Here is a 22,973-nt window from a genome sequence, read left to right as displayed (position 1 = left end):
CGAGATGAGAACCGTCGTGTTCGCGCCGACGTTCGACGGGTGGCGGGTGGCGGCTCGCGCGCTGCTGGTGGAGGGCGTGGAGCCGCGTTCCGTCGTCTGGCAGGCGGGGGATGATCAGCAGCCGCTGCTCGGGTTGGCCGATGGCCAGTCGGCGGATGCGACGTCGCCTGCCACGCCGGACGTGATGCGGGTGCCGCGGCGATTCGTGGAGGCGGCGCAGTGGGCGGCGTGCCATCGCGACGCGGAGCGGTGGGGATTGCTGTACCGCGTGCTATGGCGGCTTACACACGGCGAGCGCGGGCTGATGGAGGTGGCGCCCGACCCCGACGTGCACCGGCTGCTGCGGATGGAAAAGGCGGTGCGCCGCGCGGAGCACAAGATGAAGGCGTTCGTCCGCTTCCGCTCGGTGGAGCACGAGGGCGAGACGCGCTACGTGGCGTGGTTCGAGCCCGAGCACGACGTCGTGGAGCACGCGGCGCCATTCTTCGCGGAGCGGTTCGCGTCGATGGCGTGGTCCATCCTTACGCCCGGCGTCTGCGCGCACTGGGACGGCGAGTCGCTGTCGTTCTCCCCGGGCGTCCCCCGCTCCGCCGCCCCCGGCGAGGACGAACTGGAGGCGCTCTGGAAGACGTACTACGCCAGCACCTTCAACCCCGGCCGCCTGCGCCCCGGCGCCATGCGCGCCGAAATGCCGCTGCGCTACTGGAAGAACCTCCCCGAAGCCCCGCTGATCGCGCCCCTCCTGCACGACGCCCCCGCCCGCGTCCGCCGCATGATCGAGCAGCGCTCCGAAGAACTCAAGCGCCCACCACGTCGTACGAGAGATACCTGAGCGGCGGAGGTGCGGACGGCGCGCTCGACCGCGGGCGGCTCATGATCACCGCAACGTCGCCGTACGGGCTTCCAGCCAATCCATCCAGTTCGTGCTCGATGTCGACGCCCTGCCCTAGTTTGCTGGTCCAGTAACCGGACTCCAGTTGCCGGGCGACATGGGTCCATTCGTCGTCCGCCGCAAAGATCGCCACCTTCTCCAAGCCTGGTACCAACCCCGGATCGGACGCGATGTCGTAGCCCATCAACTTGAAAACAGATTCGAGCGCTTTGACCGACCAGCCGACTTGGGCGGTCTCCGGCCACCATGAGAACTCAATCGGAGCCCACCAACGGCTATCCTGTCCCGCGGCCCAGGCAACGCAGTTGTATCTGGGTGACTCAGCGCTGGTGACCTGGAAGTGACCGTCGCCTAGTCGGGGATACTTCGCGCGAAAGCGGTCATCCATCGAGGTAACCTCGCTTACGGCCCCAGTTCAGCCAATGTTCTGTCACGCGCGGGATGTCGCCACGGTCTTCGTGCGGGACCGGGTTCTCATTGGTGATCGCATGCAGAGCCCAGAACCAGAACGAACCGGTCTCCTCCAGATCCTTGAACAACAGGGGCAATACGGCTGGTCCAAACCCGATTATCTCCTGATATGCCGGATGTTCGAAGAGGATCTTGGGTGACGAGTGGAACTGGGTGTGGTCCCGCCACTTCGCCGCGAGTTCGTCGAACCGCTGCGCGATGTCGTGGCTTGCGGGCCGGGCAGACGGCGCGCCAGCCACGCCGGGGGACCGCGTGCGTGCTGTTGAACCGGTGCTGGCGGCTGGCGCGGCGGCGTTCTGGTAGCTGCGATCGTAGTCAACCATGGGGCTCTGGATCGCTGGGGTGAAGCCGAGGCAACGGGAGACTCGTCGCACTCGATTTCGAAGCTAGACACAACTCTCACGGCCAACAAGCGGGGCGATCGCGCCACCGGTGGGATTTTTGCCAATCAACGGACTGGAATCCAGCGTGTCCGCTCCGTCCGCCGAGCGGCAAACGATCAGAATCGATGACCGAAATTTCTCGCGCGAGGCCGGCCCACCACGGGTCCGATGGGCGGTTCCGGATTCCCTGGCCGCTGGAGGTGGCCGACGAGCGGGCCGGCGGCGGCGTGCTGCGGTGGCAGTGGGAGCGGATGTGGTCCAAGCAGCCTCCGAATCCAAGTCCGTCGGACCTGCCGCGCGCCACAGCGGACGTCGGGCGGCCGCGGGCGGCTGCGGACGAGATCCGCATCACCTGGATTGGGCATGCCAGCTTTCTGCTGCAGATCGGCGGGCTGAACCTGCTGACCGATCCCCTTTTCAGCGAGCGGGCCTCGCCGGTTTCGTGGATGGGTCCCAAGCGGTTCACGCCACCGGGCCTCGCCCTCGGCGACCTTCCGCCCATCGACGCCGTCCTTCTCTCACACGACCATTACGATCACCTCGACGAGCCGACCGTGCGCGAGCTTCACGCGACGTTCGCCGACGGGCTGACGTGGATCGCGCCGCTGGGGCACGCGAAGTGGCTGGCCGCGTGCGGCATCACGCGGAACGTGCACGACGTGGACTGGTGGGATACGGTTGAATTGACCGGGGACGGTGGGCCGCTGGCCATCACCTGCGCGCCTGCGCAGCACTGGACGCGGCGCGGGCTGCGCGAGTTCAACGACCGGCTGTGGGGATCTTTCGCGCTGCGGACCGCGACGGGGCGCGGCGTCTACTTTGGCGGAGACAGCGGGTATTTTCGCGGATACGGGGAGATCGCCCGGCGGCTGGGCCCGTTCGATGCCGTGATCATGCCCATCGGCGCGTACGATCCGCGCTGGTTCATGGCGCCGGCGCACATGAACCCCGAAGAGGCGGTGCGCGCGTACGGGGACCTGGGCGGGCGGGGCGCGTTCGTCCCCATGCACTGGGGCACCTTCCGCCTGACGGACGAGGACCCGATGGAGCCGCCGGTCCGCCTGCGAGCCGCGTGGAAAGACGCGGGGCTGCCGCCGTGGGACCTGCACGTCCTGCCCCACGGCGGCACCCTCGTCCTTTGACCGGGGCTCAGGGCGTGCGGCCGGTGTCGCCCTGCGCCGGCACCGGCCCCGTGGCGCCGCTCTGCACCGGCTGGCCGACGGCATTGGGCACCTGCGTGGTGGAATCCGACGCCGTGGGCGACGTGCCGGGGCCCGAGGGCGCCGCGGGGTTCACGGTGCCCGCGGGCGGAAGGACGCCGGGGACGGCGGTGCCCGCGGCGGCCGAGTCGGCGGTGTTGGTGGTCTGGTCGGCCTCGTCGGGCGTGTTGTGCTCGCCCGCGCCGTCGCAGGCGGCCAGGGCTAGGGCGGTCAGCAGGCAGGCGGGCAGGTGGCGTAGCCTGGACATCGGCATCTCGGGATTGGGGTTGCGTGCTTCGGGTTGACGTTCCGCGCCGCCGTCTCGCATCCGCCGTACCACGCGCCGGTCAGGCCGTGGCGCCCCCGCAGCTGGAGCCCGCCCCCGCGGTGCATCCGAAGCAGTGCGGGCCCAGCACGATGTCGCGTCGGCTGAGCGCATCCAGGTCGAAGTCGAAGATGGTCCGCGGCCCGCGCGGGTCCACCGGCAGCCCCAGCATCTGGTTGAAGTCGCAGTCGTACAGCACGCCGTCCCATCCCACCGAAAGCGTGTTGCGGCACATGACCCCCGCGGCCGCGGCGGGGTTGAAAGCCGTCACCAGCCGCTCCATGTACTCGTTCAGCCTGCCGCTCTCCGCCAGGAACTCCAGGTAGCGGCTGATGGGCATGTTGGTGATGGTGTACAGCTGGTTGAATCGCACGCCGTACAGCCGCTCCATCTGCCGCTTCCAATCCGCCTCGAGCGCGCTCTGGTTGCCGGGAAGGAAGGTTCCCACGGGATTGGTGACCAGGTCCAGCACCAGCCCCGATCCCTCGCGGCCGTATCCCAGCTCGTTCAGCCGCCGCAGCGCCTGGATGGACTCCTCGAAGACGCCGTCGCCCCGCTGCGAGTCGGTGCCCTTGGGGCGGTAGTGCGGCAGTGAGGCGACCACGTGCACCCGGTGCCGGGCGAAGAACTCCGGCAGGTACGCGTAGTTGGGGAGCAGGGTGATGGTGAGGTTGCACCGGTCGATGACGTGCTTACCCGCCGCCGTCGCGCGCTCGACGATCTCCCGCCACCGCTTGTGCAGCTCCGGCGCGCCCCCGGTGATGTCGACGGTGGGGATGCCGGTGGATTCGATCACCTGGATGCAGCGGTCCACGACGTCATCGGGCATCATCTCGGTGCGGTCCGGACCGGCGTCCACGTGGCAGTGGCGGCAGGTCTGGTTGCACTTTCGCCCCACGTTGATCTGCAGGATGTCGATCGTCGTCGGCCGCAGGGGGAGCAGCCCGGCCCCGGCCAGCGCCGACTCGAAGCTCTGCGCCACGGGCACGGCGTGCAGCAGGGAGCGCTGCTCGCGCGTGGACGCCAGGCCGGAGCGGCGCTTCTGCAGGGTCGGGAGAACGCGGGACATAGGGCAGTGCGTTAGTGCGTTAGTGCGTTAGTGCGAAAGTACCAAGGTACAAGTGCCAAGTGCCTGGAAAACGATCTCGGCCCTTGGTACTTGGCACTTGGTACTTCCCCTCTACATCCCCAGTTCTTCGGCGCGGTTGCGCATCTGGATGCCGTGCACCAGCGACGCGCCGCCGCGGATGGCTGCCGCTACGTGGACGGCCTCGGTCATCTGCTCGGTGTCGGCGCCCTTCTGAAGGCAGTCCGACGAGTACGCGTCGATGCAGTACGGGCACTGCACCGCGTGCGCCACGGCCAGGGCGATGAGCGACTTTTCGCGCTCGCTGAGGGCTCCCTCGGCGAACACGGCGTTGTACCAGGCGAAGAACTTTTCGGCCAGGTGCGGCGCGTCCTTGCCCATCTCGCCGAAGCGGGGGAGGTCGTGCGCGTTGTAGTAGTGCGCGTGGGTTCCGGATTCCATCGGTGGGTCGGTTCGGGTGCCGTGGCGCCGTAGCTTGGGCGCACCTTGTACAGTAACGGCACGCCGCCATTTGGCGCCACCCGGGGGGGAAGGGAGCCAGCCCGGCGATCTACTCATGATGCGGTGCTCGGGCTGGTCGGTGGCGCGAGTTGGGTGCGCTTCGGCAGGTCCGGCGCATTCCCCGGCTGCCCTCTCCCCCGGCCCCTCTCCCGCAAGCGGGAGAGGGGAGAATTCGATCGCGCTTCAGCTGGCCTGGCGCACTCGGCTTCGCCAGCAGTCCGCGAAGGCGGACTTCGGGCCGTTGTTGCCGCGACTTCAGTCGCCCCAGCAGAGCCGAGGCCACTGGCGTTCCCTATGGACTGCACCCACCTGCGCACTCCCGCACTAACGCACTCCCGCACTAACGCACTCCCGCACTTCCCCTCCCCGGCCCGCCGCTTGCACCCGCACCCCGCCCGGGTGACGAACAAGCCAAGTGCATGGGAGAACGTGAGATGGAGATCAGGCTAAAGCCCGTTCGGGAGCAGGTGATCGTGATAACCGGCGCCTCCAGCGGCATCGGGCTGGCCACGGCCCGGCTCGCCGCGCGCCGCGGTGCGCGGGTGGTGCTGGCGGCGCGCGACGAAGACAACCTGCGCCGCATCGTGGCCGACATCCGCGGGGCGGGCGGCGACGCCGTGTACGCGGTGGCCGACACCAGCAGCCAGGAGCAGGTGCTGGGCATCGCCGAAACCGCGCTGCGCGAGTACGGCGGCTTCGACACCTGGATCAACAACGCGGCGGTTTCCATCTATGGCCGCCTCGACGAAACGCCGGTGGAGGACGCGCGCCGCCTGTTCGACGTGAACTACTGGGGAATGGTGCACGGCACCCTGGCCGCGCTGCCGCACCTGAAGCGCAGCGGCGGCGCGCTGATCAACGTCGCCAGCGTTGTGGCCGACCGCACGCTGCCGCTGCAGGGCCACTACGGCGCCAGCAAGCACGCGGTAAAGGCCTTCAGCGACGCCCTGCGGATGGAGCTGGAGCACGAGGGCGCGCCCGTGTCGGTGACCATCATCAAGCCCGGCTCCATCGACACGCCGTTTCCCCGGCACGCGCGCAACCTGATGGAATACGAGCCGACGCTGCCCGCGCCCGTCTACCGGCCGGAAACCGTCGCCGACGCCATCCTGTACTGCGCCGCGCACCGCCGGAAGTCGCTGACCGTCGGCGGTGGCGGGCGGATGATGGGGATGGCCGGGATGCTCGCGCCGCGCGCCACCGACCGCGGGTTCGAGGCGACCATGTGGTCGCAGCAGCAGAAGGACGAGCGCACGCGTCCCGGCCGCCGCGACGCGCTCTACCAGCCGCCGCTGGAAGAAGCCCACACGCGCGGCGACTACGAGGGCCGCGTGCGGCGGACCAGCGCGTACACCAAGGCGACGATGCGCCCCGGCGCCACGGCGCTGGCCGTGGGCCTGCTCGCCGGGCTGGGGCTGGCCCTGGCCGGCCGCGCGGGGCTGCTGGGCGCACCCGGCTGGCGGCGTGACGACGAGCTCTTCGATATCGAGGAAGAGGAATTCCGCACCGTAGAGGTGCAGCCCGGCGACGAGGTGGGCGCGCTCGCGGGCGACCTGGACGCGACCGCATCGGAACTGGAGATGCCGAGCGACGACTACGCCATGCGCGGCGTGGAAACGCTGCCGAGCGGCGACTACGGCTTTCGCGCCGGCGCCGACCAGGCGTACTGACGGGGTATCGGCGGCGAGACCCTTGGCCCTGCTGGGGCGACTGAAGTCGCGGCAACAACGGCCCAAAGTTCGCCTGCGCGGACTGCACGCGGAGTCGAGTGCGCCAGGCCAGCCGAAGCGCGATCGAATTCTCCCTTTCCCCCGCTTGCGGGGGAGAGGGCCGGGGAGAGAGGGCTGCCCGGGGCATGCGCCGGGCAGCCCGAAGCGCACTGTTGCTCGCCCGCGTTCCCCATCGAGTGCGCCGAGCCGACCGGAGGGGCCGGGGGAGGGGAACCCCGATTCCGTCCGCGCGCTGACGCCTTTGTGGCGCCGCAACCAACGCCTGTCTCAGCGTTTCCGGCCGGGCGCGAAAAAACACAAAGGGGCACGGCCCTTGCCCCGCACTCCCCTCCCAATCCCGGTTCCGGGCACCAGGCCGAGCTCCCCTCGCCGGCCTCGGCCCACCGTGCTCCCTTGCCCGTGAAGCCATGCATCACCAGCCCCACGCTGCCGCCGGACCGTACGTCAAGCCGGACCTTCTTTGTCTCTGCCACCTCAGCTGGGACTTCGTCTTTCAGCGGCCGCACCACCTGATGAGCCGCTTTGCCCGCGAACGGCGCGTGTTCTTCTGGCAGGCTCCCGTGTACGACGCGGCGGAAGCGTGGCTGGACGTCAGCACGCGCGACGACGGGCTGGTGGTGGCGGTGCCGCACCTGCCCTGGCACGGGTGGGACGCCAGCGACGTCATGCTGCGCGAGCTGCTGGACACGTTCATGGCGGAGCAGGGCATCGGCGAGCACGTGGCCTGGTACTACGATCCGCTCGCGATCGGCCACACCCGCCACCTGCAGCCGCTGGCTACCGTCTACGACGTGATGGACGAGCTGAAGTCGTTCAAGTGGGCGCCCGACCACCTGCCGGACCGCGAGCGCGAGCTGCTGGATCGCGCGGACCTGGTGTTCACCGGCGGGCGGAGCATCTACGAGGCGCGGGTAGGGCTCCATCCGTCCGTTCACCTGTTCCCCAGCAGCATCGACACGGCGCATTTCCACCGCGCGCGCGGCGGCGTGGCGGACCCGGCGGACCAGGCCGGCATCCCGCATCCCCGCATCGGCTACTGCGGCGTGCTCGACGAGCGGCTGGACCTGGAACTGGTTCGCGGCCTGGCGGCGGCGCGCCCCGACTGGCATCTCGTCTTCGTGGGCCCGGCGGCCAAGCTGGACGAGGACGAGCTGCCGCGCGCGGCCAACATCCACTACCTGGCGGGCAAGCCGTACGCGGAACTCCCCGACTACCTGGGCGGATGGGACGTGGCCGCGCTCTTCTTCGCGCGCAACGAGCACACGCGGTTCATCAGCCCCACCAAGACGCCCGAGTACCTCGCCGCCGGGCTGCCGACGGTGAGCTCGCCCATCGTGGACGTCGTCCGCGCGTGGGGAAGCACGGGGCTGGTGCACGTCGCCGAGACGGTGGACGGGTGGGTGCAGGCCATCGAATCCGCGCTGGCGGAAACGGATCGCCGGGGGTGGCTGGAGCGGGTGGACGAGGAGCTGGCCAAGACCTCGTGGGACCGCACCTGGCGGGAGATGAGTGAGATGATGGAAGAGGTGCTGGAGCGGCCGACGTTTGCCGCGGGCGACGAGTGGGATGCTCTGGAGAACGAAGTGCAGGGACTGATGGCTTCCGCGGGGGATTGATGTTCGACTACCTGATCGTCGGGGCGGGGTTCGCGGGGAGCGTACTGGCCGAGCGGCTGGCCGCGGGCGCGGGAAAGCGGGTGCTGGTGGTCGACAAGCGCAACCACGTCGGCGGCAACGCGTACGACCACTACGACGACGCGGGCATCCTCGTCCACCGCTACGGGCCGCACATCTTCCACACCAACTCGCGCGAGGTGTGGGACTACCTGGGCCGCTTCACCGAGTGGCGCCCGTACGAGCACCGCGTGCGCGCCAGCGTCGACGGCATGCTGGTGCCCATGCCCATCAACCTCGACACCATCAACTCGCTGTACGGGCTGTCGCTCACCGCCTTTCAGGTGGACGAGTTCTTCAAGTCCGTCGCGGAGCCGGTGGACGAGATCCGCACGTCCGAGGACGTGGTGGTCAGCAAGGTGGGGCGCGAGCTGTACGAAAAATTCTTTCGCAACTACACGCGCAAGCAGTGGGGGATGGACCCGTCGGAGCTGGACGCGCAGGTCACCGCGCGCGTCCCCACGCGCACCAGCCGCGACGACCGCTACTTTACGGACACCTACCAGGCCATGCCGCTGCACGGGTACACCCGCATGTTCGAGAACATGCTGGCGCACCCCAACATCAAGGTGATGCTGAACACGGACTTCCGTGAGGTAGAGGGGCAGATCCCGTACGGCGAGGTGATCTACACGGGTCCCATCGACGAGTACTTCGACTTCCGGTTCGGCAAGCTTCCGTACCGCTCGCTCACGTTCCGCCACCAGACGCTGAACCAGGAGCGGTACCAGCCGGCGGCGGTGGTGAACTATCCCAACGAGCACCCGTACACGCGGATCACGGAGTTCAAGTATCTCACCGGCCAGGAGCACCCCAAGACGAGCATCGTCTTCGAGTACCCCGGCGACGAGGGCGACCCGTACTATCCCGTGCCGCGGCCGGAGAACGCCGAGCTGTACCGCCGCTACCGCGAGCTGGCCGAGGAGACGCAGGGCGTGTGGTTCGTGGGACGCCTCGCCACGTACCGGTACTACAACATGGACCAGGTGGTGGCCCAGGCCCTGACGACGTACAAGAAGATCACGGGCACCAAGGCCGTGCGTCCGCCCACCCGGCAACCCGAACTCGCGGGTACCTGAGCATCATCCCCCCGCGGCGGACGACTCGGCGATTCCGATAACCGCTCGCCGCGGGCCAACTTGCGCAATCCGGAGGGTTTGGTTACGGTAGGTACGCGTCACCACCCCGCATCCCTCCTCCTCGATGTGTCCATGCCGACCCCTTTGAAACGTGCGCTCGCTCTCACCGCGCTGCTTGGCGCCGCCAGCGCCTGCGATTTGGGCACTGGGAGTGGCGAGCGGTTCACGGCGACGCTGCTGTCGTTCGATGGAGGGGGTGTGGCCGAGCCGTTTTCCCTCAACAACTCGAGCATTCTGCGGCCGCTCGTGCTTACGGGCGACACCGCGCGCTTCCGGCCGTACGCCGCGCGGTGCTCCGGGGTGCGGGTCGGCGGGCGAGTGGATGAAACCACGGTCGACTGTGAGATCATCCCGGCTCCATCCGTGATCCGCTGGTCGAGCAGCAACTCCGCGGTCGCTGAGGTGGATCCGTCGTCGGGGCTGATTCGCGCCACGGGGATCGGCACGGTGACCATTCGCGCGGATGCGGACGGGTACGTCACCGACCACGCCTCCATTGGATTCCAGTCGGAAGACCTCAGCGCCATCCGGACCATAGAGGTGCGGCAGGTGGCGCGCATCGTGATCGCCGCCGATTCCGCTTCGCGCGTCGGCTGCGGCGTGGGCCAGTGTCCGGTCCCCGTCGATGTGGCGCCGGGGTCCGGGCGCGTCCGAATGGCACCGGGAGACGTTCACTTCTACTCGGTCAAGCAGGTGATCGACACGAACGACAACGACATCCTCTCGAAGATCGACACCAGCAAGGGGCGTTTCGTGTGGGCCAGCTCCGGGCCCGGGCTGACGGTGATGGTCGCCGATGGGATCCTCAGCGTTCAGGGGCGTTCCGTCGCGATGGCGCGCGGCCTCTACGAGGTTTCGGTATTCGCCGGCGGGCGGCGCGGGGCGCTGGTCGCCGAAGTCGACGGGCCTCGGTGAGAGTCGTTCAACGCATCCCCGGCGTCGCCGCTCGCGATCGGCGGCTTCGTGGTCTCACCCGCCGCAGCTGACGACCAGGCATCCGGGAAGGCTGAGGACGAGCAGGAGCAGGGCGGCGCGGGCGATTTGACGCATCTCGTAGTCTCCAGTGCAGAGGTTCTGGCGCGCCACCGAGCAAGTTGCCCGCCACCTGGACAGCAGGTTTCACGCGGAGGCGCGGGGGAACGGAAGAGCCGCGGAGGAGCACCATGCCCCTCCGCGGCTCTCTTTTTCCTCATCGCCTCCGCGTGAAAACCATTCCGTCGTCAGACGCCCGCCAGCTCCGGCTCGCGCACCTGCTTCGGCGCGGTGGCCGTGACGGGCACGGTGCGCACCGCGATCTCCGGCGCGAGGAGCTTGTACATCACCGGCGTCACCAGACGCGCCAGGATCGTCGACGACACCAGGCCGCCGATGATCACCCAGGCCAGCGGCGAGTAGAGCGACGAGCCCTCCACCGCCAGCGGCAGCAGCCCGCCGATGGCCGTCAGCGTCGTCAGCACGATGGGAACGAAGCGCACCTCGCCCGCCTGCTGGATGGCGTCCACCAGCGGCACTCCCTCCTCGCGCAGCTGGTTGGTGAAATCCACCAGCAGAATGCTCGTCTTGATCTCGATGCCGATCAGCGCCACGAAGCCGATCACCGCCGTGAACGACAGGGTGTTTCCCGTCAGCCACAGCGCCGCGATGCCGCCCACGAAGCCCAGCGGAATCACCGACGCCACGATCAGTGTGCTGCGGAAGGTGCGGAACTCCAGCACCAGGATGGCCAGGATCATGAACACCGCCACGATCACCGCGCCCCCCACCCCGCCAAAGCTTTCTTCCCGGCTCTCGATCTCCCCCGCCGCCGTCCAGCGGTAGCCCTCCGGCAGCTTCATCCCCTCCAAATCCGCCAGCACCGAGCGCGTCACCCGGTCGGTGTTGAAGCCGCTGCGCACGAACGACGTCACCGTGACGCTGCGCTCCTGGTCGTGCCGCTGGATCAGCCCGGGCGACGACTCGAACTTCACGTCCGCCACCTGCCGCAGCGGAACGGCCGCGCCGGTCATCGACGACACGTACACGCGGTCCAGCGCCTCCACCGAGGGCGTGCCGGCGTGCGGCAGGGTCACGCGGATGGGATACTCGTCGCCCGCGCCGTCGCGGAAGGTGCCCGCGTTCAAGCCCGCCAGCCCCAGGCGGATGGTGCGGTCAACCTCCACCGCCGGGATGCCGAACAGCCCCGCCTTGTGCTCGTCCACGTCCACCCGCAGGTCCGTCCGCGCCAGGCGCACGGGGTTGTCGACGTACATCGTTCCCGGCGTGCGGCGGATCACCTGCTCCACCCGCGCCGCCAGCGTGCGCAGCGTGTCCAGGTCCGGCCCAGCCAGGCGGATGGCAACCGGCGCGTCTACGGGCGGCCCGTTCTCGAACTCCTTCACCTGGATGCGCGCATTCGGGTAGGCCGCCATGCGCGCGCGAAGCGAGTCGAGCATCGCCGGCGTGCGGCGCGCGTCGTACTCGTCCAGCGTCACGAAGATCTGCGCCACGCTCGGGTTCCGGTTACGCGGGACCACGTTGTAGTACACCTGCGGATTGCCGCGCCCCACGTTCGTCATCACCCCCTGCACGCCCGGCATCTGCGCGAGCGCACGCTCGGCGAAGCGCGCCGCCCGGTCCGTTTCGTCCAGGCTGCTGCCGTCGGGCGTGTCGATGTCCACCAGGAACTGCGGCGTTCCCGCCTTGGGAAAGAGCGAGAAACCCACCACCGGCACCAGGGCGAACGACGCCAGCAGCAGCACCCCCGCCGCGGCCAGCGTGCGCCCGGGCCGCGCCAGCGACGCGTGCAGCACCGGCGCGTACGTGCGCCCGATCCCGCCGTGCAGCGCCCGCATGAACACGTTCCCCTGCGGGTTGGAGTGGCGCGACAGCACGCGGCTGGCCAACCAGGGAACGATGGTGAGAGAGACGATCAGCGACGCCAGCACCGTGAAGATCACCGCCAGCGGCATCACGCGGATGAACTTGCCCGCGTTGCCGGGAAGGAAGATCAACGGAAGGAAGGCGAAGATCAGCGTGGCCGTGCAGCCCACCACGGCGATGGCGATCTGCCGCGTGGCCAGCAGCGCCGCCTCGCGCCGCGAATGCCCCTCGCGCAGGAAGCGCTCGATGTTCTCCACCACCACGATGCTGTCGTCCACCAGCAGCCCCAGCGCGATCACGAACCCCACGATCGAAAGCTGGTTGATGGTGAACCCCGTCAGGTTCAGCGCGGTGAGCCCCATGGCGATGGAAAGCGGGATCGACACCATCACGATCCCCGCCGCGCGTCCCCCCAGCGGCAGCAGCGTCAGCAGCACCAGGAGGATGGCGATGGCGAAGTCGCGCCCCAGGTGCGAAAGCCGCTCCTCGACGTTCCGCGACTGGTCGAAGCCACGCTCCAGCTTCACCCCCGCCGGGAGCGTCTTTTCGAACGCATCCAGCTCCGTCCAGATGCCGTCGCGCACGGCGGAGATGTTGGCCTCGGGCTGCTGGTTGGCGGTGACGAACACCGCGCGCCGGCCGTTGTAGCGGGCGATGTGCGTGGGGTCTGCGTAGCCCCAGCGCACGTCGGCCACGTCGCGCAGGTAGACGACGGACCCGCCCGCCGCGCGGATGACGGTGTTGCGGACTTCGTCGATGGACTGGAAGTCGCCGCTGGTCTTTACGCTGAACCGGCGGGTGCCCGCGTCCACCGATCCCCCCGGGATGCTCGTGTTCTCCCCGCCGATGGCCTGCAGCACCTGGCCGGGGGGAATGCGCAGCTCGGCCAGGCGGCCCAGGTTCAGCTGCACGCCCACCTCGCGCTGGGGGAACCCCCACGACTCGGCGCGGCGCACGCCGGGCACGGCCTGGATCCGCTCCTCCAGCCGCTCCGCGCGGCGCTGCAGCTCGTGGTACGGCACCGCCTCCGACACCAGCGCCACCTGCACGATGTTCACGTCGGCGGCGTTGATCTTGTCCACATCCAGCGAGTGCAGGTTGGCCGGCAGGGACGGACGCAGCGCGTTCACCTCGCGCAGCACCTCGTCGTACTTGTCGTCCGCGTCCGCGGCGGGGTCGAACTCGGCGATGAGCACCGCCAGCCCGTCCTCCACCCGCGCCTCCACCTTCTGCAGCCCCTCCAGCTCGCCCACCCGTTCCTCGATGGGCTCCACCACCAGCTGCTCGATCTCCGCCGCGCTGGCGCCGGGGTAGACGCCGACCACCAGGTAGGTGGGGATGGAAAGCAGCGGGTCCTCGGCCTTGGGGATGGCCTGCCACGAGGCGAAGCCCATGGCGGCCGTCATCAGGAACAGCACCACCGTCAGCTGGGGACGGTCGACGAAGAACTCCGTGATGCGGCTGATCATGGCACCACCTTCACGGCCGCGCCGTCGCTCAGGTACGCCGCGCCGTCCGTCACCACGCGGTCGATCCCCTCCAGCCCGCCCGTCACCGTCACCCGCTCGCCCTGGATGAAGCCAACGGTCACCGGCAGCCGCCGCGCGCGCCGGCCGTCCGCCGTCAGCGTGTAGAGCGTGGCCGATTCGTCGTCCGCCTCCAGGATGGCGCCGATGGGCACCACCGCCATCTGCGCCCCCGCCGCCGGGCGGATCTCCACGCGACCGACGAGGCCGGACGACAGCGCGCGCCCGCCGGGCTGCACGTTCACTTCCACGCGGTACGTCCCCGTCGCGGGGTCCGCCGCGGGCGCCACCTCGCGAACGGTCCCGGCGAACTCCTGCCCGGGATACGCGTCGAACCGCACCGTCGCCGCGTCGCCCGGCTTCAGCCGCACCGCATCTCGATCGGCCACGCCCACCTTCAGCACCTGCCCGCGCTCGCTGCTGCCGAGCACGAGGACGGGCATCCCGGCGCCCACGAGCTCGCCGTCGTTGGCCAGCTTCCGCAGCACCACGCCGTCCGCCGGCGCGACGATCGTCGCGTAGCGCCGGTTGAACGCCGCCGCCTGCATGTCGCTGCGGGCCACCTGCGCGCCCGTCCGCGCGTCCTGCAGCTGGGCGAGCGTGGCGACGCTGTCCGCGTACAGCCGCTCCGCGCGGGCCAGGTCGCGCTCCGCCTTTTCCACCCCGCTGCGGGCGCGCCCCACCGCCGCGTCGATCTCCCGCAGGTCCAGCGTGGCCATCGGCTGGCCGCGGCGCACCGCCTGCCCCTCGGCCACCAGGACGCGGGCGACTACGCCGGGCATCTTGAACGACAGGTCGATCTCGTCCTTGCTGGCCAGGGTGCCCGTGGCCGTCACGGGCTGCGTCACCCACTCGCGGGCCACCGGCGCAGTGCGGACCGCGACGGTGTTGTCCGCCGGCGGGATGGCGGCGCCCGCGTCCTTTCCGCACGCCGCAAGGAAAAGAAGTGCGAAAGTGCGGAAGTGCGGGAGTGCGAAAGTATGAACGTTCATCGGAGTTCTCCGGTGCGGGTGCAAGTCAGCGGGCGAGGTCGCGGAGCGCGGCGGAGCGCTCCAGCTCTACCCAGCGGGCGGCGTACTCGTATCGCGTAAGGATCAGGTTCAGCCCCGCCGCCGTGAACGACGTGCGGGCGTCCAGCAGCTCGATCTGCGCCGCGATCCCCTCCTGCCAGCGCCGGGCGACCAGCTGGTAGGTGCGCTCCGCCGCCGTCAGCCGCTCCTCGGCCGTGGCGATGGCGCCGCGGGCCACCTGCGCGCCGCGGTACGCCGTCCTCACCTGCAGCTCCACCTGCCGGCCGATCTCCTCGCGCCGAGACCGGGCGCGGTCCGCGTCCAGGCGGGCCTGCTCGCGGCGGGCGCCGTGCTGCCCGCCGTTCCACGCGTTCCACGACACCACAAGCGAGGCGATGGCGAAGTCGTGGTCCTTGCCGAAGCGGTAGGCGTTGCCCTGGATGCCGTAGTCCACGGCGAGCGCGACCGTCGGCAGCTGGCCGGCGCGGGCCAGGCGCACCTGCGACTCGGCCGCGCGCACCCCGGCGTCGCCCTGCGTCAATTCCTCGCGTCCGGCGAGGGCGGAGCGCACCACGTCTTCCTCGCTGACGGCCAGCGGATAGGCGAGCGCCGAGTCGGCGAGCACATCGACGGGAGTGTCCAACTCGCGGCCGAGGAGGAAGTTGAAGCGGCGCAGCGCGGCGGTGGATCGTCCCTCGGCCTCGGCAAGGGCCTGCTCCGTTTCGGCGCGCTCGGCGCGGGCGCGGAGGACGGCGTCGGGAGTGGCCGTCCCGTTCGCCACCCGACGCTCCGCCACGCGAAGGTTCTCCTGCAGCAGGGGGACAGTGTTCCGGTAGAGCTCGACGACGCGGGCGGAGCGGGCGTAGTCCAGGTAGGCCGTCTGCACGTCGGCGGCGAGCTGGCGCGTGGCGGTTCCCAGCGCGGCGCCATCCAGTTCCGCCAGCGTGCGCCGCAGCCGCTGGTTTTCCCACGCGGCGGGGGCCAGCAGCGGCTGCGCGATGCGGATCTTGGTCTCCTGCGCCATCGGCAGGCGGGCGTCGATGTTGGTGGGGAACTGCGTGGTGCCCGTCACCTGGTTGAGCGCCGCGTACGCCGGGTTCACCAGGTCGCCCAGGTTCATCCCCCCGCTGAGCTCGCTGTAGCGGGCGTCGAAGCTGACGGTGGGCCGCAGCAGCCCGCGCGCCTCGCGGACGGCGGCGCTGCTCCGCTCGGCCGAAAGGCGCTCCTGCCGCAGCGAGAGGTTGTTCTCCATCGCCTGGCGAACGTACCCGCCCAGCGGATCGCCCTGGGCGCGGACGGCGAGCGGGGCGGCGGCGAGCAGAAAAACGAGCATCGGCGCGAGCCGAGTGGGTGACAGCATGGGTACCAGCCTCCTTCCGGGGTGAACCTGCCGTTCGGACTACGGACGACCTACCGGGATACTACTTTCTAACAGTGTTAAGCGGATGGGTAAAATGAATCATTCCTCGCGAACGATTCCACGGATCATCGCGTCGATGCTCAGCACCGACGTTGCGCGCAGGTCCCGCCAGTGGATCCACGGGTCGTCGCACTTGGCGATCTGCAGCGACACCAGCCCGTGCACCGAGGCCCACATCATCTGCGCAAGCTGCTCCGCGTCGTTCAGCTCGGGGCGAAAGCGGCCCTGCCCGATACCTTCCGTCACCGTGTGCAGCAGCAGCGCGTAGGCGTCCTGCTCCGGGTTGCCGCGGTCGAAGTCCGGCTCGCAGTACGGCGTGCGCGTCATGAACATGACGGTGTAGTGGTGCGGCTTTTCGATGGCGAACTCCACGTACGCCAGCCCGATCAGCCGCAGGCGCTCCACCGGATCGGCGACCTGCGCAAAGCGGACGAACTGCTGCCCCAGCGCGCGGAAGTCGCTGTGCACCATCTCGATGATGAGCGCGTCCTTGTCCTTGAAGTGGTGGTAGATGGCAGCCGCGGTGTACTCCACGCGATCGGCGATGGCGCGCATGGTGGTCGCCTCGATGCCGTGCGTGGCGAACATCTCGCGCGCCGCGTCGAGAATCTTCTCGCGCGTCTCCTGCCGCTCCCGGTCCCGCCGTTCCTTCGTTCCCATAACCTCGTCCGGATACTTAACAGTGTTAGGTGAGATGATAAGAGGTCGCTGCGGGCGCGTCAAGGATGTTGGCCCCGGCCCCGCGAGGCGATAGGTTACCGGCCGTTGAACCGGCCGACCAATCCAGGTGCGCGTGCTTCGTCTTTCCACCCTGCTGGACCAGATTCCGGCCCGCCCGAGTGCGGCCGAGCTGCTGGCGGCCTTCGTTCCGCCGCGGCGGTTTTCGGAGAAGCGGTTCGAGGACTACCGCCCCGATGCGCGGCACCCGTCGCAGGCCGCCGCCGTGGCGCGCCTGCGCGAGGTCGCCAACGAGATGCATGCCTCCACGGGCGGCTGGTCGCGGCTGCGGAGCGCGCTCGGCGGCCGGCAGCGGGGCGCAGGCGTGTACCTGGACGGCGGCTTCGGCGTGGGCAAGACGCACCTGCTGGCGTCGCTGTGGAATGCGGCGCCCAAGCCCAGCGCCTACCTGAGCTTCGACGAGCTGGTCTATGCCATCGGCCTGCTGGGGGTGGAGCCGGCGCGCGAGGCGTTCCGGGGGCAGCGGCTGGTGGCGGTGGACGAATGGGAGCTGGACGATCCCGGCAACCTGAAGCTGGCCATCGCGTTCCTGCGCGGCGCCTTGGCCGACGGCATCCGCGTGGCGACGACGTCCAACACCATCCCCGACGAGCTGGGACGGGGCCGCTTCGACCAGAAGAGCTTCACCGCCGAGATCGAGGAGCTGTCGTCCGCGTTCGAGGTGCTGCGCGTGGAGGGCGAGGACTACCGCCACCGCCGCTTCGAGGCCGATCCCGGACGAGCCGCCTTCCTGGACGACGCGTCGATGGAGCGCGCGCGGAGCCGGGCGGGCGAGCGCGCCCTGGCGGCGGGATTCCAGGAGCTGCTGGACGGCTTGGGCACCGTGCACCCCATCCGCTACTACGCGGTGGTCGAGGCCGTGGACGAGCTGCTGATCGAGGGGGTGCAGCCCATGACTGACCTGTACGACGGGCTGCGCTGGGTGCACTTCGTCGACAAGGTGTACGACGGCGCCGTTCCGTTCTCCGCCACAGCGGATGCCGGCCTGGACGAGCTGTTTCCCCGCGCCTGGCTGACGGGGGCGTTCGGCAAGAAGTTCTCGCGTTGCCTGTCGCGGATGGAAGAGATGCTGGGGGAGCGGCGGATGGAGCTGGCGGAGTGAGCGGATTCGCCTCGGTGGTGTTCGACTGCGACTCTACCCTCGTGCGCATCGAGGGCATCGACGAGCTCGCGGGCGACGCGGCGGACGAGATCCGCGCCCTGACCGATGCCGCCATGCGCGGCGAGGTGCCGCTGGAAGACGTCTACGGACGGCGCCTGGAGCTGATCCGCCCCACGCGCGCCCGGGTGGACGAGGTCGGGCGGATGTACGTCGACACGCTGGTGCCGCACGCCCGCGAGGTGGTGGCGGCGCTGCGCTGGCTGGGAAAGACGGTGCGGATTCTCTCCGGCGGCCTCGCGCCACCGATCCAGGCGGTCGCGGCGGAGCTGGGGCTCGCGTCAGCAGATGTCGCGGCCGTCGGAATCACGTTCGGTGAAGACGGCACGTACGCGGGATTCGACCGCGAGTCACCGCTGGCGCGCAGCGGAGGCAAGGCGCGGGTGCTGACGACATGGGAGCTTCCCCGCCCCGTGCTGCTGGTGGGTGATGGAGCCACGGACCTGGAGGCGCGGCCCGCCGTGGACGGGTTCGCGGCGTACATGGGAGTCGCGTACCGTCCCGCGGTGGCTGCGGGCGCCGACTTCGTGCTGCGCGACGAGAGCCTGGCCCCGGTGCTGGCGCTGGCCTGCAGCGACGAGGACCGCGAGCGGCTGCGGGACAGCCCGTGGGCGGGGTTGGTGTAGGGCACGACCTCGGCTGCCGTGGGGCCCTCACCCGGCCGCGCTGACACGCGTGCCACCCTCTCCCACAAACAGCGTGGGCGAGGGGGTACACCCCAGACTTGGGTGCGGTGCATCGGGTTCCAGAGTGGCGACCGGGCTTGTCATCCAGAGGTGCGAGCGCACCGCACTGGCCCGTACGCCACACCGCGCGCGCCGAAGGATCCAGGCGCGGCCGGCACGATGCCACGGCGCGGCAGCGGTCACCAGTGCAGAGGCCTCGGCCCTGCTGGGGCGACTGAAGTCGCGGCAACAAGGGCCCAAAGTCCGCCTTCGCGGACTGCACGCATAGTCGAGTGCGCCCGGGCGTCCGAAGCGAGATCGAATTCTCCCTTTCTCCCGCTTGCGGGAGAGAGGGCCGGGGAGAGAGGGCGGCCAGGGGACTGCGCCGGGGCAACCGAAGCGCACGGACCGATGTTCTCCCCTCTCCCGGCGCAGTTTGCCGGGGGAGGAGCCACCCCCGGCGGGCGCTTCTCAAGCATGGGTGCTCGCTGCCGCGCCCAGGCTGAGAAGTGGCGCCGGGCTAGATCCTTCGGCCCGCGAAGGGTGTACTGCGGGCGAGTGCGGTGCGCCTGGGCCTCAGGATGACAAGCCGTGGTGGCTCAGGCGTAGTGAGTGTAGCGCTCCTTGATAACGCCACCGCCCACCCGGAGCGCACGGCACTGGCTCCCGTCCCCCGCGCAGTTTGCGGGGGAAGGGCTGGGGATGGGGGGGCCGGGACATGCGCCAAACCTAGCCGCACCCGGCATGAAGTTCTCCCCCTCTCCCGCTTGCGGGAGAGGGGGCCGGGGGGAGAGGGCAGCCGGGGACCGCACGGCCCTCCTCGAAACACCCCCAATCCCGCAGTCTCGATCCTTGTCTACAGAACGCATTGAAGTGACCGATCCATCGCAGTCCCCCGCCCACAGCGGGTTCGGCCGGTTCTTTCTCCCCGGTCCCACCGAGGTGCACCCCGACGTGCTCGCGGCCATGACGCGGCCGCTGATCGGCCATCGCGGCGCCGAGATGTCGTCGCTGCTGGAGGCGTGCGACCCCGTCCTGCGCTCCCTCTTCCGCACGCGGCGCCCCGTGTACGTCGCCAGCTCGTCCGCCACGGGGCTGATGGAGGGCGCCGTGCGGAACGGCGTGCGCCGGCGCGCCCTGTCGCTGGTCAACGGCGCGTTCAGCGAGCGTTTCGCCGCGCTGGTGACGGACTGCGGGCGCGAGGGTGAGCGGTACGAGGTGCCGATGGGCGAGGCGAACCAGCCGGACGAGGTCTACCGGCGCCTGCGCGCGGGCGGCTTCGACGCGGTCACCGTCGTCCACTCGGAAACGTCCACGGGCGTCCTGAACCCGCTGACCGAGATCGCCGAGGCCGTGCGCCGGGCGGAGGGCGAAACCGGCGATGAGATCCTGCTGCTCGTCGACGGCGTCACCACCGTGGGCGGAATGCTGGTGGAGGCCGAGGCGTGGGGGCTGGACTTCCTGCTGACGGGCTCACAGAAGGCGATGGCCCTGCCGCCCGGGCTGGCGTTCGGCACGGCGTCGGAGCGGATGATGGCGCGGGCGGCGACGATCCCCGGCCGCGGCCAGTACTTCGACCTGCTGGAGTACGATGCCTACTGGCGCAAGCACCAGACGCCCAACACGCCGGCCGTCTCGCTGATGTACGCGCTCGCCGAGCAGTGCCGCCGCATCGGCGCCGAGGGCGTGGAGGCGCGCGCGGGGCGGCACTGGCGGATGGCCGAGCGCACGTGGGAGTGGGCGCAAAGCCGGCCCGGCCTAGCGCTCTACGCCGCCGAGGGGCAGCGCTCCCCCACCGTCACCACCATCCGCGTGGATGAAGGAATGCCCGCCTCGCGCATCTGCTCGGAGATGACGGCGCGCGGATGGACGCTGGGCACGGGCTACGGCAAGCTGAAGGACCTGACGTTCCGGATCGGCCACATGGGGGACCACACGATGGACGAGCTCGACGCGCTGCTGGCGGCGCTGGAAGAGGTGCTGGGATGACGGAACGGCGTTTTCGCGTCCTGGTGACGGACGAGATCGATCCCGAGGGCGTCGCCCTCCTGCGCGCGCATCCGGACATCGAGGTGGTGGAAAAGCCCACCCGCCCCGCCGCCGAGGTGCTGGCGGAGATCGGCGAGTACGACGCGTTCGTGGGCCGCAGCGCCACCCGCGTCACCCGCGAGCTGCTGCAGGCCGGCGACCGCCTGCGGGTGATCGGGCGCGCCGGCGTCGGGGTGGACAACGTGGACCTGCGCACGGCCACGGAGCTGGGCGTGGCCGTCATCAACGCGCCGGGCGGCAACACCGTTTCCGTGGCCGAGCTGGCGTTCGGCGTGCTGATCGGGCTCGCGCGCAACATCCCGCAGGCGGCGGAATCCATGCGCCAGGGCCGCTGGGACCGGTCGAAGCTGGGCGGGGTGGAGCTGCGCGGAAAGACGATGGCCATCGTGGGGCTGGGGCGCATCGGAAGCGAGATGTCGCGCCGCGCGCGGGCGTTCGGCATGACGGTGATCGGCTACGACCCGTACGTGGGCCAGAGCCGCTTCGAGGAACTGGACGTGGAGCGGGTGGAGCGGCTGAACGAGGCGCTGGAGCGGGCCGACGTGGTGACGCTGCACGTGCCGCTGACCGGTGAAACGACGGGGATGATCGGCGCGCCGGAGCTGGCCCGGCTGGGGCGCGACGCCTACGTGCTGAACCTGGCGCGCGGCGGCATCGTCGCGGAGGACGCCCTGGCCGAGGCGCTGCACGCGGGTCGGCTGGCCGGGGCGGCGGTGGATGCCTTCGACGTGGAGCCGCTCCCCGCGGATCATCCCCTGCGCGGCGCCCCCAACCTTCTGCTGACGCCGCACCTGGGCGCATCCACGCGCGACGCGCAGCGCAACGTGGCCGTGGAAGCGTGCGAGGCCGTGCGCGACGCCCTGGTGACGGGCGACCTGAGCGCCGCGATGAACGCCTCGGGGGTGGGCGGCGCCGCCACCCGCGAGCTGCGCCCCCTGCTGGCGCTGGCAGACCGGCTGGGGCGGCTGGGCCGGGCGCTGGTGCCGGGCGCGCTGAACTCGCTGGAGGTGCGGTACACCGGCCCGCGCGAGCACGCGCCGCGTCCGCTCCTCCTCTCCGCGCTGCAGGGCGCGCTGCGCGACGTGGTGGAGCACCGGGCCATCAACTTGGTGAACGCGCAGCACGTGGCCGCCGAGCGGGGGATTGAGACGGCCACGACGATGGTCGGCGGACGCGGCGAGCTGGGCGAAGAGATCGAGCTGCGGCTGGAGGGCGGCGAGCGCAGCATCCGCGTGGGCGGCGCGCTGCTGGGAGAGACGCACGGGCGCATCGTGCGCATCGGCGCGTTTCGCGTGGACGTGGCTCCGCGCGGCGTGATGATGGTCATCCGCAACCGCGACGTTCCCGGCGTGATCGGGCGGGTGGGGACGCTGCTGGGCGAGGCGGGCGTGAACATCGCCGAGTACCACCAGGCGCGCCTTTCCGTGGGCGGCGAGGCGCTGGCCGCGGTGTCGGTGGACAGCCGCATCCCCGGCGATGTGGTGGACCGGCTGACGGCCCTTCCGGAGATCCTGGACGTGCGCCAGGTGGAGATGGAGTGACCCGGCGCATCTCTTGCCTGAGTGCGCCTGACTGCACGCCGTCCAAACCAACGCTCGCCCACGAAGCACGCCCATGGGTATCCGGTACTGGCTGAAGAAGCGCATGTCGGAGGCCGTCAACGAAAACGGCGACCTTCCGCTGCACGTGTCCATCCTCCACACCATCTTCGGCGGAGACGAGCCCACGCCCCGCGCGCTGGGCGAGCACGACCAGAAGACGTATCCGCGCGAGCTGCAGGAGCTTCTGCGCCGGCGGGACGACGTGGCGCAGGAGGTGATGGACATGGACCTCACCAACCGCGCCGCCCGCGTCGCCGCCATCCCGCGGCTTCGCGAGCTGCTGCGCACGTACCCGCACCCGCTGCTGTACGAGGCGCTGATCAACGCCTACGTCGACGAGGGGCGGTGGGACGAGGCCCGGGGCGCCGCCTTTGCCGCGCGCGAGCGCCGCGTGGAGGTATCGCGCTCTCCCTACTCGGAGATCCGCGGCGAGACCGACCGTCTGAACGAGTGGACGCCGGAAGAGGTGGACGCACTTCGCCAGGAGCGCGAGGCCCGCGCCGCACCGCCGGCCTGACCCCACGACCACACGGCTGGACCGACCCC

At 70.2% G+C, this 22,973-nt stretch carries 20 protein-coding genes; 11 read left to right on the top strand and 9 right to left on the bottom strand.

Features of this window, described 5'->3' with window-relative positions:
- Positions 1 to 4 precede the first annotated feature (4 nt).
- A complete protein-coding gene (locus VGB24_RS20270; RefSeq protein ID WP_331074765.1) occupies positions 5 to 832 on the top strand; it encodes a TIGR03915 family putative DNA repair protein in 828 nt (275 codons plus the stop codon).
- Here the strand turns inward: VGB24_RS20270 and VGB24_RS20265 are convergent.
- Positions 798 to 1,280 (bottom strand): DUF7689 domain-containing protein, encoded by a 483-nt coding sequence (locus tag VGB24_RS20265; RefSeq protein ID WP_331074764.1) that lies wholly within the window; start codon positions 1,278 to 1,280, stop codon positions 798 to 800. The two genes, VGB24_RS20270 and VGB24_RS20265, sit on opposite strands and share 35 nt — an antisense overlap.
- A complete protein-coding gene (locus VGB24_RS20260) occupies positions 1,273 to 1,686 on the bottom strand; it encodes a hypothetical protein (RefSeq protein WP_331074763.1) in 414 nt (137 codons plus the stop codon). The genes VGB24_RS20265 and VGB24_RS20260 overlap by 8 nt, the downstream gene beginning before the upstream one ends.
- A 185-nt stretch (positions 1,687 to 1,871) precedes the next feature.
- On the opposite strand from VGB24_RS20260, the gene VGB24_RS20255 reads away from it, so the two are divergent.
- On the top strand, positions 1,872 to 2,888 hold the full coding sequence (locus VGB24_RS20255; protein ID WP_331074762.1) for an MBL fold metallo-hydrolase: 1,017 nt from the start codon (positions 1,872 to 1,874) through the stop codon (positions 2,886 to 2,888).
- Positions 2,889 to 2,895: 7 nt separating this feature from the next.
- Here the strand turns inward: VGB24_RS20255 and VGB24_RS20250 are convergent, their stop codons facing one another.
- The 3 genes from VGB24_RS20250 to VGB24_RS20240 all read right to left on the bottom strand — a co-directional run bounded on the left by VGB24_RS20250 (position 2,896) and on the right by VGB24_RS20240 (position 4,798).
- Positions 2,896 to 3,213, bottom strand: a complete 318-nt coding sequence (locus VGB24_RS20250; RefSeq protein WP_331074761.1) for a hypothetical protein — start codon at positions 3,211 to 3,213, stop codon at positions 2,896 to 2,898.
- 79 nt (positions 3,214 to 3,292) lie between these two features.
- Positions 3,293 to 4,339 (bottom strand): arsenosugar biosynthesis radical SAM (seleno)protein ArsS, encoded by a 1,047-nt coding sequence (arsS, locus tag VGB24_RS20245; RefSeq protein ID WP_331074760.1) that lies wholly within the window; start codon positions 4,337 to 4,339, stop codon positions 3,293 to 3,295.
- Between the two features lie 111 nt (positions 4,340 to 4,450).
- Positions 4,451 to 4,798: an arsenosugar biosynthesis-associated peroxidase-like protein gene (locus VGB24_RS20240; RefSeq protein ID WP_331074759.1), complete on the bottom strand. Its 348-nt coding sequence runs from the start codon at positions 4,796 to 4,798 to the stop codon at positions 4,451 to 4,453.
- A gap of 494 nt (positions 4,799 to 5,292) precedes the next feature.
- Between VGB24_RS20240 and VGB24_RS20235 the strand changes: the two genes are divergently transcribed.
- The 4 genes from VGB24_RS20235 (at position 5,293) to VGB24_RS20220 (ending at position 10,315) form a co-directional block, all read left to right on the top strand.
- A complete protein-coding gene (locus VGB24_RS20235; protein ID WP_331074758.1) occupies positions 5,293 to 6,528 on the top strand; it encodes an SDR family oxidoreductase in 1,236 nt (411 codons plus the stop codon).
- A 467-nt stretch (positions 6,529 to 6,995) separates the two neighbouring features.
- Complete coding sequence (locus VGB24_RS20230; protein WP_331074757.1) at positions 6,996 to 8,204, top strand: glycosyltransferase; 1,209 nt, start codon at positions 6,996 to 6,998, stop codon at positions 8,202 to 8,204.
- Positions 8,204 to 9,340 carry a UDP-galactopyranose mutase gene (gene glf, locus VGB24_RS20225; protein WP_331074756.1) on the top strand — a complete coding sequence of 379 codons (1,137 nt, stop codon included), beginning with the start codon at positions 8,204 to 8,206 and terminating at the stop codon, positions 9,338 to 9,340. Before VGB24_RS20230 ends, glf begins: the two co-directional genes overlap by 1 nt.
- Positions 9,341 to 9,400: 60 nt before the next feature.
- Positions 9,401 to 10,315, top strand: a complete 915-nt coding sequence (locus tag VGB24_RS20220; RefSeq protein WP_331074755.1) for an Ig-like domain-containing protein — start codon at positions 9,401 to 9,403, stop codon at positions 10,313 to 10,315.
- Positions 10,316 to 10,620: 305 nt separating this feature from the next.
- Here VGB24_RS20220 and VGB24_RS20215 read toward each other — a convergent pair whose 3' ends face one another.
- The 4 genes from VGB24_RS20215 to VGB24_RS20200 form a co-directional block, all read right to left on the bottom strand.
- The gene (locus tag VGB24_RS20215; protein WP_331074754.1) at positions 10,621 to 13,728 is read right to left on the bottom strand and encodes an efflux RND transporter permease subunit; all 3,108 of its coding nucleotides are present in this window, start codon (positions 13,726 to 13,728) and stop codon (positions 10,621 to 10,623) included.
- The gene (locus tag VGB24_RS20210) at positions 13,725 to 14,777 is read right to left on the bottom strand and encodes an efflux RND transporter periplasmic adaptor subunit (protein WP_331074753.1); all 1,053 of its coding nucleotides are present in this window, start codon (positions 14,775 to 14,777) and stop codon (positions 13,725 to 13,727) included. The genes VGB24_RS20215 and VGB24_RS20210 overlap by 4 nt, the downstream gene beginning before the upstream one ends.
- 25 nt (positions 14,778 to 14,802) lie before the next feature.
- A complete protein-coding gene (locus VGB24_RS20205) occupies positions 14,803 to 16,128 on the bottom strand; it encodes a TolC family protein (protein ID WP_331074752.1) in 1,326 nt (441 codons plus the stop codon).
- Between the two features lie 126 nt (positions 16,129 to 16,254).
- Positions 16,255 to 16,875 (bottom strand): TetR/AcrR family transcriptional regulator, encoded by a 621-nt coding sequence (locus VGB24_RS20200; RefSeq protein WP_331074751.1) that lies wholly within the window; start codon positions 16,873 to 16,875, stop codon positions 16,255 to 16,257.
- Positions 16,876 to 17,002: 127 nt separating this feature from the next.
- Here VGB24_RS20200 and zapE point away from each other — a divergent pair, with 127 nt between their 5' ends.
- From zapE to VGB24_RS20175, 5 genes are all read left to right on the top strand, one after another.
- A complete protein-coding gene (gene zapE, locus VGB24_RS20195) occupies positions 17,003 to 18,055 on the top strand; it encodes a cell division protein ZapE (RefSeq protein WP_331074750.1) in 1,053 nt (350 codons plus the stop codon).
- Entirely contained in the window at positions 18,052 to 18,738 is a 687-nt protein-coding gene (locus VGB24_RS20190) for an HAD-IB family phosphatase (RefSeq protein WP_331074749.1), read from the top strand. The genes zapE and VGB24_RS20190 overlap by 4 nt, the downstream gene beginning before the upstream one ends.
- 912 nt (positions 18,739 to 19,650) lie before the next feature.
- Positions 19,651 to 20,766: an alanine--glyoxylate aminotransferase family protein gene (locus VGB24_RS20185; protein ID WP_331074748.1), complete on the top strand. Its 1,116-nt coding sequence runs from the start codon at positions 19,651 to 19,653 to the stop codon at positions 20,764 to 20,766.
- Positions 20,763 to 22,367, top strand: coding sequence for a phosphoglycerate dehydrogenase (serA, locus tag VGB24_RS20180; protein ID WP_331074747.1), 1,605 nt, complete (start codon positions 20,763 to 20,765; stop codon positions 22,365 to 22,367). Before VGB24_RS20185 ends, serA begins: the two co-directional genes overlap by 4 nt.
- A 73-nt stretch (positions 22,368 to 22,440) precedes the next feature.
- Complete coding sequence (locus tag VGB24_RS20175) at positions 22,441 to 22,944, top strand: hypothetical protein (protein WP_331074746.1); 504 nt, start codon at positions 22,441 to 22,443, stop codon at positions 22,942 to 22,944.
- Positions 22,945 to 22,973: the final 29 nt, after the last annotated feature.

Origin of the sequence: Longimicrobium sp. (assembly GCF_036399935.1) — a bacterium.
Lineage (GTDB): Bacteria > Gemmatimonadota > Gemmatimonadetes > Longimicrobiales > Longimicrobiaceae > Longimicrobium.
This window is presented reverse-complemented; position numbering and strand designations above follow the sequence as displayed.